The 12,922-nt window shown below is 47.3% G+C and carries 9 protein-coding genes; 3 read left to right on the top strand and 6 right to left on the bottom strand.

Annotated elements, in window-relative coordinates; translation table 11 throughout:
- Nucleotides 1-21: 21 nt before the first annotated feature.
- From AB6805_RS14510 to AB6805_RS14490, 5 genes are all read right to left on the bottom strand, one after another.
- Nucleotides 22-3,405, bottom strand: a complete 3,384-nt coding sequence (locus AB6805_RS14510) for a TonB-dependent receptor (RefSeq protein ID WP_370910145.1) — start codon at nt 3,403-3,405, stop codon at nt 22-24.
- A gap of 296 nt (nt 3,406-3,701) precedes the next feature.
- Complete coding sequence (locus tag AB6805_RS14505) at nt 3,702-4,892, bottom strand: FecR family protein (RefSeq protein ID WP_370910144.1); 1,191 nt, start codon at nt 4,890-4,892, stop codon at nt 3,702-3,704.
- An 82-nt stretch (nt 4,893-4,974) separates the two neighbouring features.
- Complete coding sequence (locus AB6805_RS14500; protein ID WP_370910143.1) at nt 4,975-5,577, bottom strand: RNA polymerase sigma factor; 603 nt, start codon at nt 5,575-5,577, stop codon at nt 4,975-4,977.
- 119 nt (nt 5,578-5,696) lie between these two features.
- Nucleotides 5,697-6,041 carry a TfoX/Sxy family protein gene (locus tag AB6805_RS14495; protein ID WP_370910142.1) on the bottom strand — a complete coding sequence of 115 codons (345 nt, stop codon included), beginning with the start codon at nt 6,039-6,041 and terminating at the stop codon, nt 5,697-5,699.
- A gap of 5 nt (nt 6,042-6,046) precedes the next feature.
- Nucleotides 6,047-6,427: a nuclear transport factor 2 family protein gene (locus AB6805_RS14490; RefSeq protein WP_370910141.1), complete on the bottom strand. Its 381-nt coding sequence runs from the start codon at nt 6,425-6,427 to the stop codon at nt 6,047-6,049.
- 107 nt (nt 6,428-6,534) lie between these two features.
- Between AB6805_RS14490 and AB6805_RS14485 the strand changes: the two genes are divergently transcribed.
- Nucleotides 6,535-6,942 (top strand): winged helix-turn-helix transcriptional regulator, encoded by a 408-nt coding sequence (locus AB6805_RS14485; protein ID WP_370910140.1) that lies wholly within the window; start codon nt 6,535-6,537, stop codon nt 6,940-6,942.
- Nucleotides 6,943-6,957: 15 nt separating this feature from the next.
- Here the strand turns inward: AB6805_RS14485 and AB6805_RS14480 are convergent, their stop codons facing one another.
- Nucleotides 6,958-7,422, bottom strand: coding sequence for a hypothetical protein (locus AB6805_RS14480; protein WP_370910139.1), 465 nt, complete (start codon nt 7,420-7,422; stop codon nt 6,958-6,960).
- A 563-nt stretch (nt 7,423-7,985) separates the two neighbouring features.
- On the opposite strand from AB6805_RS14480, the gene AB6805_RS14475 reads away from it, so the two are divergent.
- Both AB6805_RS14475 and AB6805_RS14470 read left to right on the top strand, forming a co-directional pair.
- Nucleotides 7,986-11,081, top strand: a complete 3,096-nt coding sequence (locus AB6805_RS14475; RefSeq protein WP_370910138.1) for a SusC/RagA family TonB-linked outer membrane protein — start codon at nt 7,986-7,988, stop codon at nt 11,079-11,081.
- A gap of 11 nt (nt 11,082-11,092) precedes the next feature.
- Nucleotides 11,093-12,733, top strand: coding sequence for a SusD/RagB family nutrient-binding outer membrane lipoprotein (locus AB6805_RS14470; protein WP_370910137.1), 1,641 nt, complete (start codon nt 11,093-11,095; stop codon nt 12,731-12,733).
- Nucleotides 12,734-12,922: the final 189 nt, after the last annotated feature.

The raw sequence follows: 12,922 nt of genomic DNA, 5'->3' as shown, positions 1-12,922 counted from the left end.
CTTTTAAAATGAATAAAGAGGCTAGAACCTGGCATTCAGACCAATAGTGTAAGAGCGCGACATGGGATATGCCAGGTAGTTCTGCAATTCAGGATCAATTCCTTTGTAAGAAGTAATGATGAAAGGATTCTGAACATTGGCATATATCCGTAAGCCGCTCAATACATTTTGTTTCGCAATCATTTTCCCGCCGAAAGTATAGCCCAGGGTAATATCCCTGCATCTCAGGAAGCTGGCATTTTCCAGCCAATAGTCGGAGTTGGCGGCGTAGCTGGCATAAGGATCATTGAGACCCGTGGGGTACTTCGCATTTACATTATCGTACGACCACCTGTCTTTGGCAATGCTCAATACATTCCAGCCAAATTGCCCCAGCTGCGCATATGTATTGAATGCAGACGCATAGTCAGAATTATATTTCTTCTGGATAAAACCATACATGAAAATGCTCAGGTCAAAATTCTGATAGCTGAAACTGTTGTTGAATCCAAAACTGTAGCGTGGACCGTCGATGCCTACCAGCACCTGGTCTGCAGAAGAAATTTTACCATCGGGTTTACCGGTAAGATTACCTGCATCGTCGTAGCCGTTCAGGTCTTTCACAATAATTCCGCCCGGCAGGATGCCCGGCATGCTGGCAGGAGCTGCTTTATCCCCTTTATAGATTCCATCACTAACATAACGATAGAGCCCATTGAACGGACCATCAGGGGCAATATATTTTGCCAGCGATCTTAACGCATCCGGAGATCTCTTCACCCAGGAATTATAGTAATGCGACAGGTTAATCGTGGTGGACCAGTTAAAACCTCCCGCTGTTTTGCTGATGATATTTTTTGTATTCAGGCTTGCATCCCATCCACGGCTGCGTGTTTCGCCAGCGTTACCCGCCACGCTCGATACAGGGAAGTCTGACGTCAGTGGTACGTTTTGCAACAAGTCCACAATCGTTCTGTTGAAATAGTCGAATGAACCTCCTACCCTGTTACTGAATAACTGGAAATCCAGTCCTACGTTCACATCCCTTTGTGTTTCCCAGCTCAGGTTATCATTACTCAGCTGGCTGAGAGACACACCCGGTAAACTGGTACCTCCAAACACATAAGAGGTGTTGGCGGTATAGTACGAGAATGCGCTGCCGCCGATGTCACTGTTACCAGTGGTACCATAGCCTGCCCTTAACTTCAGGAAGCTGATCACCGGGAGATTGTTTTTCAGGAAATTTTCTTCAGAGATGATCCAGGCGGCGGAAATGCCGGGGAATGTACCCCACTTTTTATTGGGTGCAAAGTTGGAGGCGCCATCCCTTCTGACGCTGGCGGTCAGGATATACTTATCTGCATAATCATAAATGATCCTGCCGAAATATGATTTCCAGATGCGGGTAGGATTCCTGTAAGAGCTTACGCCGGGTCTTGGTGCGGTACCGTACCCGATGTTATTAAAAAGGAAGTTATCGGTCGGGAACCGGTCGTTATAAAGTCCTAAACCATCCCAATCACTTACCTGGTAAGAATGTCCGGCCAGCGCCTGGATATTGTGTTTTTCCCCGAAGCTTTTATTGTAGTTGAGCGTAACTTCTGAAATTTTGGAGACAGAGTTATTTTCGTTGATAGATGCCTGTCCGCCTGCGCGCGCACCATAGAGGAAGGTTTTAGGGAGATAGGCATACCGCTTCCCGGAGGACTGATCATAGCTGTAATTCATTTTAGCTTTCAGGCCGGGGATAATTGTCCATTCCGCGTAGCCGGAAGTAAGCAGGCGGCTGCTTTTGGTGTAATCTGTAATATCCAGGAAAGACAGCGGGTTGGGTGAGTTCTGGTAATCCGGGTTGATGAGATAGTTACCCGCTGCATCTCTCAGGGGCATATTGGCCGGGTAATAAAATGCGGATAGCACCATGCCGGAATATTCATTTGCCTGTGTGCCCACGTTGGCATTGATGGCATTGGAACCGGAAGCAATCACGTTTACGCCCACTTTTATGTTTTCGCCAACTCCCTGGTCAAGACTGATCCTTCCATTGTACCGCGTAAACGCAGAGTGCTCCAGCACGCCCTGCTGATCCAGGTAATTGCCGGATACATAGTAACGCGTTTTATTGCTGGCGCCGGAGAGGGAAATATTATGCTGCTTGGTATAGCCTTTCCGGGTGATCGCATCTATTGCACTGGGTAATAAAGCAGTGGTATCTATTTGTGTTTGTGTGTACTTTGGAATATACGGCGTTACGGTGCCCGGGTCGGTGCTGCCATAAGGCGCAACCTTGTTAGTCAGCATCCATTGTTCCAGCCCTATTTTGTTACGTTGCTCCATATATTCTTTCGTATTCAGGATATCATAAAACCTGATGATATCCTGGAAGGCGTAGCTTCCGCTGTACTCAATATGCGGCTTATCTCCTTTACCCTGTTTGGTGGTGATGAGCACCACACCGGCACCGGCCCTGGCGCCATAGATCGAAGTAGCCGAAGCGTCTTTCAGGAAGTCGATCGATTCAATATCATTGGGGTTAATGAAATTGAGTGGCGACCGGTCAACGCCGGAGTTGCCATACCGCGTGTCTGACGAAGGTTCCGTGGCGTTATCGTTAATGATAACTCCATCCACCACGTACAATGCTCCGGGGGAAGCGTACGATGGATTACTTCTTATCTGCAGGTTGACGCCGGCGCCTGGCTGTCCGCTGCTCTGGATGGCAGATACGCCCGCAGCGCGGCCGGCCAGCGCCTGTACCACGTTGGTGGAAGCAGCTGTATTCAACTCGGCAGTTTTTACAGAAGATACGGCACCGGTCACATTTCTTTTCTTAACGGACCCGTAACCAATCACCACTACTTCCTGTTTTTGCTCGATAGCGGCTTTAAGTACAATCCTGAGTTTTGTATTACCATTCAACGGAACTTCCTGTGTCACCATCCCGATAAAAGAGAAAATAAGGGTATGGGAAGAATTATCCGGCACGTTGAGAGAAAAATTTCCTCCTGCGTCAGTACTCACGCCTTGTTTTGTTCCTTTCACCTGGATGGATACGCCCGGCAGCGGCGCGCCGTTTTCATCGGTTACCTTACCGGAAACCTCCACCCGCAGCGGTGCTGCGGCCGCCGGATCAGGGGCATTCCTGCTCACAACAATCACATTGTCCACAATGCTGTAATGAAATGGCTGCCCTTTTAAACTCAGCTCCATCACTTCCGGCAATGAGGCCTTGTCTACCCGGATGTCTACTTTCCTGGCTTCTTTCAGCAGGTTAACATCATACCAGAAAGAATAGCCGGTTTGTTTTTCAATTAATGAAAAGATCCGTTTAAGCGACAGGTTGCGCTCATTCAGCGTCACTGTCTGGGAATGGGCGCTGGCCGATATTCCCGTACTGACAATAATTAACAGGACCGCTAGCTTCATAATTAGCAGTTTTTTTATTTTTTTCCAATTAAAAGGGATCGTTAAGCTGTTTCCCTCCGGACGGGGGAATTTTTCTTTCCGAAAAGCCTGCAATTTCATACTTTTGGTTGTTTGGATGTTAAATGAAAATTTCTGACAAAGGAATTCCGTTTAGTTCAGGCGCCGCCGCTTCATCTCGCACATGAAGCGGCATTTTATTGAACTATTACAATAAGTAAGTGGATCAGGACCATGACTATCCTGAGTACATTATGAAAACTCTCGCTGACATAGCTTTTGGTTGATATTAATTTGTGCTATCGGGACTTAATGATGATTTTATTTCCTGTAATTCTGAAGTTGATGCCACTTAATTCTAATACCTTCATCACCTGCGATACTTTGGTGGCACGGGATATCCGTCCGTTATAACGGCCATCCGGTAGCGGGCCGTCATATTCCACGTCGAGGTTATACCATCTTTCCACCTCCCGCATGATCTGGCCGATATTTGCTTCTTCAAAAACAAAATAGCCGTTCTTCCAGCCCATTACTTCGTCCATATTTACATGATCTGAAAGCGTAATCTGACCGTCTTTTCCAACAAGGGATTGTTGTCCGGGTTGCAACAGTTTTGTATTTGCACCCTGTTTTATTTTGACGACGCCTTCGAGCAAAGTAGTTTTTATATCCGTTTCATTATTATAGGCGTTGATATTAAAATGCGTACCCAGCACGGCAACCTCCATGTTCCCGGCTTTACAGAAAAAAGGAACCGGGTTGCCTTTTACCACCTGCTTTGCCACTTCAAAATATACTTCCCCGGTAACTTCCACGGTGCGTTCCTTGTCTGAAAAAGCAACGGGAAAACGGATAGAAGAGGCACTGTTCAACCATACGTTGGTGCCATCGGATAAAGTAAGTTTAAAGATGCCGCCACGGGGCGTTGCCACCTTATTATAGATAGGACTGCCGGATCCGTTTGTTGCTGCGGCGTAGGAAAGATGCCCCGGCGCCTTGCTCAGGTTAACAGTGCCCTGCCGGGTAATAGCCCCGCTGCCGGCACTGTCGAGGTTCACGGTATTACCATCTGCCAGTATCAGTACGGCTTTATTCGCCGCAGGCAATGCATCTCCCTGCGGTTGCACATGTGCTAAAACGGGCGCCGCACGACGGGCAGCAAAATGCGACCATGCCCAGCCTGCTGAAACCAGGATTAATACGGCAGCAGCGATTTTCAAAAGATTGAAGATCCTGGTTCTTTTAGCAGGAGCCTCCCCCAGGACGATCTTATTGTACATGAACTCCCAATCGATCTCCTCACCGTCCTCCGCAACTCCGGGAGCTTCAAAATCTTTATCCACTATATTATTGAACAGCTCCCTCACCGCGGGGTTTTCCAGGTACCGGAACAACTCCTGCATTTCTTCAGGAGTACAGCGCTTTCGTGTATATTGCTGTAACAGGTACTGCAGCCTGTCATAAGCGGGAATTACCTTTTCTGTCATAAAACGTGAGAGGAAAATACTTCCTCCGGTATATAGACTGTTAATAAAGGCAACCGTACCGGTTGAATGCAAAAAAATTTTCTTATAGAAAGAAAGAGAGCAGGAAGCCTATGATCAGGACGGAGGATTCGTACTGATTGCTCATATAGGTCCTGATATAACGGAGGATCTCCACGAGGGAATTTTTAACGGTAGGCACGGAAATGCCCAGTTGCACAGCTATTTCCTGGTTACTTAACCCTTCCCGGCGGCTGAGGTAGTAGATGGACTGCTTGCGGCTGGAAAGACCGTTAACCGCCTTTTGAACGATATTGGCCGTTTCAGCTGCCAGCACTGCCTGCTCGGTGTAATCGCCGCTTTCATGGATATTTGCCCATACCTGTTCATGCAAACGCTTATTCCTTGCCACCCGTGAGAGATGATCAAACACCTGGTTGCGCGTCATGGTATAGATATACTTTTGTGGAAGCTGGATATTGGCGAGGTTTAACCTGTTTTTCCAGATTTTCAGGAACACCTCCTGCACTACCTCCTCTGCATCGGTCCTGGAATGAGTGAACTGGAGAGCGAATGCGAATAAACGCAAGCGGTAGCATTCAAAAAGCGCTTTAAAGGCCGGTTCATCCCCTTCAGCAATAAGCCGGAAGAGCGCTTGTTCACTATTTAGCTCATTTTCTTTTTTCATTAAGTTCCCTGTACAAGGTAAATTTAGTCCTTTTTTTCTTATCAAAAAATTTGCCTTGCCAGCGGGAAACTGCATGCCCCTCCTGCCCCAGGTTGCCCTGGTAACCATCTATAGCGATTTTATTTCTTACCTTTTACCGGTGTATTTTCCTGCTTATTAAATTCAAGGGCAAGTGTTAACCAGTAATTAAAATCTCTTTTCGTTTTAAGATTTTCTTCATTTACATACACAAATCCTTTGTACTCCCGTCCTTTCATGACCACTGTCCGGCAGCCTTCTTTTTTTATCGCCTCTTCATGAATCCCGGGGTCAATACGGCACATCATCTGCCCGGGGCCTGCTGTCAGGCACATTTTATTATTCACCATAAACGCGATCCTGCCAAACATTTTCTTCTCTTCAACATTAGGTAGTTGTGCGAGTGCCTGCCGGATCTTATCCGCCAGTTTTTCACTGTAGGCCATAAAATTTATTTGGGGATATGCTTGTCAAAAGTAAGCGTATCAAAGAATATGGTCAGTGCATCCAGTTTTCCGTTCTTTGCTTTCCAGATCTCCGCTACATCGCCATTGATACTTGTTCCGTCGGGAAATATAAAATCGTAATTTCCAATTACGCAGGCGTTTTCACCGTCTATGATCATTTCTTTCACCCGCATTGTTTTGAATGCCCGTGAAAATCTTTTAATCACTTCTATGTACGCCGCTTTTCCAACAGCAGGCGTCGTTTTTGTCATATCGCCGCCGGTGAATTTAAAATCGTCGGAGATGACCGCCTCCCATCCTTCTTTCCTGGCAAAGCCATTGTAATAAATTTCGAGTAATTGTTTTGTTGACGTGGAGTTTTCCATTTTTTCTATTTTTAAAGAATCAGGAATCGCAACATTAGTTATTGCATTTCGCAAGTGAAAATAAGAAAGTTATTGTAAATTGCAAGTACTTTTTAAATTCAGTCAGTATGGAAAAGGTCAGGTCGGATTGTCCCATCAGTTGTTCACTGGATGTTTTTGGAGACCGGTGGTCGCTGCTGATCATCAGGGACATTATGCTCAGGGGGAAATTGTCTTATAGTGAGTTCCTGGAGTCGGAAGAAAAGATCGCCACCAATATCTTGTCGAACAGGCTGAGCGTGCTGGAAGCAGAAGGTATCCTGTTAAAGCGGGTATCACCGGCGAATAAGTCGAAGTTTCTTTACAGTCTTACGCCAAAAGGAATAGACCTGTTGCCCATCATCATTGAAATAATGGATTGGGGGGCAAAATACAATGTAAATTGCCCGCGGAGGGAACTTGGAAAAAAGATAAAAAAAGATAAAGCCGGGGCCGTTAAGGAATATTTTGCCAAGTTGAGAAAGCAGTTCAGGTGAGCGGTTGGTATCCTGTTATTTACGCCTCAGATCTTCTCCCTTCCTGGTATATAATACTATACACGGACAAGGCGGATGTAAATCCTGGAATACTTTTGCGTAGGCGAAATCCGATAGCGGGCGCATGGCCACTATGGCCGCAGGCACTTCATTCTCGTCTATGAAATATTGTACCCCGGAAGAGCAGGAAAGCACGCTGCTGGATTGCCACCCGGGCGGCAACTCCCGGTTCAGAAAATCCAGCGCAAAGTATTCCCTGCCGGGGTTGATGGGGTCCCGGAGATCAAAAGTATAATGTTCTATGGCCCTGAATTCCTCCCGGATGACATATTGCTTATTTAACGCCGCATGCCTGTTCTGCCAGCGTGCCTTTACCCTTACTTCCTTTAATTTTCTGGGTTTAGTGGTATCTGGGTTCTGTTGCTGCGCCATTGCAAAAAAGGGCAGGGAGAAAAAGAAAATAAAAATAATGCGAATCATTATAAGGATTACACAGATTAACAGGATAAAGTACCCTGCTTTTTTAGATGGCGTTGCCTTTTTTTTCCGGTACTGTATTGGGTTCTATCAATATGAGCAGGATACCCGGTTATACTGATATCGGTTATCATTTTAATCCGGGCTCCGCCGCCCCCAAAATAGGAGATAGTGCATTGGGAGTGCATGGGGAGTGCATGGGAAGTCCATGAGGAGTGCATGCTAACAGTATTAAAACCGCATGGATGATCCATGATATACCCATGTTTGACCCATGGATGAAGCATCCGGGAAATAACCGTGTCCCAAAGGACTTTTATTTAACCGTCATCTTAAAAACCAGATAGAAAACAGGTGAATTTAATATTAACTCTGAATGTTTTTTGCCATTACCTTAGTGAAAGTTTATGCTTATAGAGAATCGTCATTTTTAGTTACCCGTACTATGTAGTTTAACCAAAATCGTAGTTCGTACCTATTTGTAAACAAGATCCTGTAACAACCTGTAAACCTAAACACGCGTATAGTTTCAACCAAATATCAAGCTTCATTTAAAACAACAGAACATGAGAAATCCTCTCCGGTTATTGGCGATATTATCGCTGGTATTCCTGATGTTGCCCAACATTGCTTTTGCACAGGAGCAAAAACTTATTACCGGCATTGTGTTAGCCGATGACGGTAATCCCCTGCCTGGCGTCACCGTCAGAATCAAAGGTAGCAACCGTAATACACAAACCAATGCTACAGGGCATTACCGCATTGCGGTAACTCCGGGAGAAGTCCTGGAATTTTCTTTTATCGGCTATGAAAGCCAGCGCATTCCTACCGGGAAAAGCCCGACAATCGACGTAAAAATGCTGACGAGCGCCAGCTCCCTTGAACAGGTGATCGTTACAGGTATGGGTATCAAAAAAGAAAAAAAAGCACTGGGTTACGCCGTGCAGGACATCAAGTCGGCTGAACTGCTGAAAAACAAAGATCCTAACCTGGTAAATTCCCTCAACGGTAAAATTGCGGGCCTGAACATCACCAACTCCGGTGGCGCACCCGGCGCGTCTGCCTCAATTATTATCCGCGGAGGCACCTCCCTGGAAGGAAACAACCAGCCGCTGTTTATCATTGATGGTATGCCAATGGACAACTCCACCGGACAGGGCGACAATAGCGCCTTCGATGGATCTATCAACCAGAGCACCACTTATAGTAACCGCGCCATGGATATCAACCCGGAAGATATTGAGTCCATTTCCGTACTGAAAGGCCCCGCTGCTGCTGCGCTTTATGGTCTACGTGCTGCGGCCGGCGCCATCGTGATCACCACCAAAAAAGGTACCACCGGAAATGTGGCCGGCTCCGTTACCAGCCGCTATATTACCAACTGGGTAAACCGGTTGCCCAAACAGCAAAGTATCTATAAACAAGGCTCCAGCTATAACGGCACCTTTACCGATCAAACGGCGATGTCGTGGGGAAATAAATTTGACCCGGGAGAGAAGATCTATGATAACATGAAAGACTTCTTCAAAACAGCCAATGCGTTTGATAACAGCTTCACCATTTCAGGAGGTACGGCCACCGGCAACTTCTATCTCTCCGGGTCTAACCTCAACCAATCAGGTGTAGTGCCCTCCACAGATTTCAACCGTTCTACCGTGCGGTTTAACGGTGAACAGAAGATCGGCATTTTTACGTTTGGCGTAAATGCTACCTACGCCCGGAGTGAAACGCAGAAAACACTTACCGGAAGCGGCTTATGGGCCTCCGGTGGTTCCGGTTATATGGAAAGCATTGTAGCCTGGCCACGGAACGATGATATGAAAGTATGGCTGAATGCAGATGGCTCCAAGCACCGGCTGCTACCCGATATTCCGCTGGATACCGATATCGATAATCCTTACTGGATCATTAACCGTAACCCGCAGTCGGATAAAACCAACCGCTTTATCGGTTCTGCTTATGTAAATGTAAAAGTAACCAGCTGGTTTGACGCTACCTACCGGCTGGGCATAGATAACTACTATACACAGCTGCGTAATTTAATTTCCCCCGGCTCCAGTGTTAAAGAAGGCTGGCAGAAAGGAATGCTGTCTGAAACAGACCGGAACTACAATTACGTAAACTCCAACCTGATGCTGAACTTCCACAAAACCTTTCATAAAGACTGGGATGCCAGCCTGCTGCTGGGTACTACCACAGAAGACAGCTACACAAAATCCAATTCTGCCCGCGCAGAAAGTTTCCAGATACCCACCTTTATCAGCATTAACAATGCTGCCAAGGAAAACCAGTACATCAGCCAGGGAATCAGCCGCAGGCGGTTGGCCGGCTTCTATGGCGACCTGCGCTTGTCATACAAGAACATTGTATTCCTGAGCGCTACCGGTCGTAACGACATTGCCTCTACCCTGCCATCCCAGAACCAATCGTTCTTCTACCCTTCATTAAGCGGAAGCCTGGTGTTTACAGAACTGATCCCCAAAAACGATATCCTGAGCTTTGGTAAGCTGCGTGCTTCCTGGGCGCAGGTGGGTAAAGACGCTCCCACCTACCAGACCAACACTTACCTGTTCGGGCCTGAACTCACTATTGGCGGTGGCTTCCGCAATTACTGGTCGAGAGGAAACGATAACCTGAAACCGGAAACAACCACCTCCACAGAATTTGGTACCGAAATGCGTTTCCTCAACGGCCGGCTCGGATTTGATTTCACCTGGTATGTTACCACCAGCCGCGACCAGATCCTCACGCCCCGCGTAAGCAATGCCACCGGTTATATCCTCAGCTCGGTGAATACCGGTACCATTGAAAACAAGGGTATTGAAATATCTATTAACGCCACGCCGATAAAGAAAAAAGATTTCAGCTGGGACGTAATGCTGAACGCTTCGCATAACAACGGCGTGGTAAAATCCCTGCCGGGCTCCCTGCCTATCCTGTATGTAACTGATGTGCACCTCGCAGTAGGCCAGGCTGCATCCTTTGATGGCGGCGTGTTTATGGGCGTAAGCGGCTCCGTATGGCAGAAAGATGAAAACGGCAACCTGCTGCTCGACTGGAATACCGGCTACCCGATTCCCACTACTGCTCTTACTACGTATATAGGTAACCGTGAGCCCGACTTCCTCGGAGGTTTGAACAACAGCTTTACCTATAAGCAATTTAACTTTTCCTTCCTCTGGGATTTCAGGGTGGGCGGAGATGTGTTTAACGGCACCGACTACCTGCTGACCTCCTACGGCCTGAGTGAACGTACCGAAAACAGGAACAGCGAAATTTCCTTCAGCGGTGTGGCTAAAAATCCCACCACAGGAAAATTTGAACCGGTAACGAAAACAGTGGTGCAGTCGGAGAAATACTATCGCGATGTGTATGTAAAGAACGCGCCTTTCTTCCTGGAAAAAGTAAACTGGATGAGACTCCGTTCTGTTTCCCTCTCCTACTCACTTCCCAGAACATGGCTTAGCGGCGCACGCTGGCTGAGGGATGCCACCATAACCGCTACCGGCACCAACCTGTTGCTGCTGACCAACTACTCTGGCATGGATCCTGAAACCAGTGCTGCCGGCGCCGGCGTAATAGGCTCCGGCTCTTCCGGCATCGACTATTGCGGAGTACCTGCCACAGCAGGATTTGCCATTGGTTTAAATCTTAAATTCTAAACGTGCGGAAAATGAAAAAAATATTCTTTATCATCAGCCTGTCGTTTGTACTTGCCTCCTGTAAGAAATGGGTGGATATCAACGACAATCCCAATAGCGCCAATTCATCTGTACCCACCGCCGAACAACGACTGCCGCCACTCATCGCCCAGTTCTGCGATGCATATGAAAGCACCGGCACCCGTGCAGCCTATCTTTCACAACAACTGGCTTCCGTATACGCCAGCGGCGGAAGTAACTACAACCTTACCGCCTGGGTATCCAACAGCACCAACATACAATGGCCGTGGCAATGCTGGTATGTAAATACTGCCGTAAACGTGGCGCCACTCATCACCGCCGCAGAAAAAGTACAGGCTTATCATTATATCGGCGCTGCCAAAATCATGAAAGCATGGGGCTTTGGCACCCTCGCAGATGTATACGGCATGCTGCCATATGACCAGTTCGATGATCCCACTACCATCACGCCGAAATTTGACCAGGCATCCTACGTTCAGGAAAAGGTGCTGGCACTACTGGATGAAGCCATTGCGGACCTGCAGAAAACACAGGGACCTACCGCGCCTCCGCTGGCCAAAGGAGATATCCTCAACAACGGTAGCACCGACAAATGGATCCGCCTGGCCTATGGCTTAAAAGCACGCTGGTTAAACCACACCTCCGCATTACCCGGCTTCAACGCGCAGGCCGTACTGGATGCCGCTTCAAAAGGCGCACAGTCGAAAGACCAAAGCGCCGTGATGCAATATGTAGATGAAGGTCCAACCGTCACCTCTTCTGCCAAAGAAGCATTGCAATACACGAATACGGCTACCACCGCCAGGATCACCAAGTTGTACATGGACTACCTCACCAATAATTATACAGGCGCCCCTACAGGCATCAATAATATGGAAGATCCAAGAGTAGACCTGCTCATTCCAAGCATGGCCGACCGGAACGGCGTACTGCATCGCACACAGGGCGTAGATATGACTTCCGGCATTACCAATACAGGTCCATTGTCATACACCTACAGTACGGCTAACAATACCTTCTCCAACAAGGATTCTATTTATGTGATCCTGCGTAAAACACCGTATGCGCCAACCGCCACCGACCGCATACAATCCACCGGTACCTGGTACACAAAAAGAGGCGCCAAAGGATTATTGTTTACCAACGCGGAACTGCGTTTTATTGAAGCGGAAATTCTTATTAAGCAGGCTAAAAACACAGAGGCATTAACAGCCTATAAAGCAGGTATCCGCGCCCATATGGAACTGCTGGACATCCCAGCCGGAACGATCGACGCATTCCTCAACAGCAGCTCTGTAGTACAGCTGCCGGCATTGCTCACACTCAGCAATATCATGATCCAGAAATACATTGCGTTGTCGTACTCTCCTGAAAACTGGGCAGACCTGCGCCGGTTAAACTACTGCACCGACGCCGCCGGAAACTATAACGAAACAACCGGCGTTTATAAAGGATTTAAACGTCCGGCGCATGTTAACACGTTGTATTACCCGGCCCAAACCGATTGGCCACGCCGCTTTGCGGTACCCAGCTATGAAATCAATTACAACAGCACACAGGTACTGAATGCAGACCCTACTGCCAGTAGCCCGACGTATATCAGCCAGCCTGTGTGGTGGAATAAGAAGTAAACGCGTAGGTTGTCTTACTCAGGATTACGCTGATTTTACTGATTACCTGGATTTTTACTTTTGGATTTTTTTTGATTTTCAGATTTTCTTAAAATAATAATTAAGGGAGATAAGAGCGAATATCCGCTTCTATCTCCCTTAATCCTTTATAAAATCAAAAAAGTAAAAATCCAGCTAATCAGTAAAATC

Origin of the sequence: Chitinophaga sp. RCC_12 (genome assembly GCF_041360695.1) — a bacterium.
Taxonomy (GTDB): domain Bacteria; phylum Bacteroidota; class Bacteroidia; order Chitinophagales; family Chitinophagaceae; genus Chitinophaga.
The sequence above is the reverse complement of the archived record's forward strand: the minus strand, read 5'-3'. Positions and strand labels throughout refer to the sequence as shown.

Coding starts and splice junctions, on each gene's coding strand:
- AB6805_RS14510 (WP_370910145.1), bottom strand. CDS start 3,405: ATGAAGCTAGCGGTCCTGTTAATTATTGTCAGTACGGGAATATCGGCC.
- AB6805_RS14505 (WP_370910144.1), bottom strand. CDS start 4,892: ATGACAGAAAAGGTAATTCCCGCTTATGACAGGCTGCAGTACCTGTTA.
- AB6805_RS14500 (WP_370910143.1), bottom strand. CDS start 5,577: ATGAAAAAAGAAAATGAGCTAAATAGTGAACAAGCGCTCTTCCGGCTT.
- AB6805_RS14495 (WP_370910142.1), bottom strand. CDS start 6,041: ATGGCCTACAGTGAAAAACTGGCGGATAAGATCCGGCAGGCACTCGCA.
- AB6805_RS14490 (WP_370910141.1), bottom strand. CDS start 6,427: ATGGAAAACTCCACGTCAACAAAACAATTACTCGAAATTTATTACAAT.
- AB6805_RS14485 (WP_370910140.1), top strand. CDS start 6,535: ATGGAAAAGGTCAGGTCGGATTGTCCCATCAGTTGTTCACTGGATGTT.
- AB6805_RS14480 (WP_370910139.1), bottom strand. CDS start 7,422: ATGATTCGCATTATTTTTATTTTCTTTTTCTCCCTGCCCTTTTTTGCA.
- AB6805_RS14475 (WP_370910138.1), top strand. CDS start 7,986: ATGAGAAATCCTCTCCGGTTATTGGCGATATTATCGCTGGTATTCCTG.
- AB6805_RS14470 (WP_370910137.1), top strand. CDS start 11,093: ATGAAAAAAATATTCTTTATCATCAGCCTGTCGTTTGTACTTGCCTCC.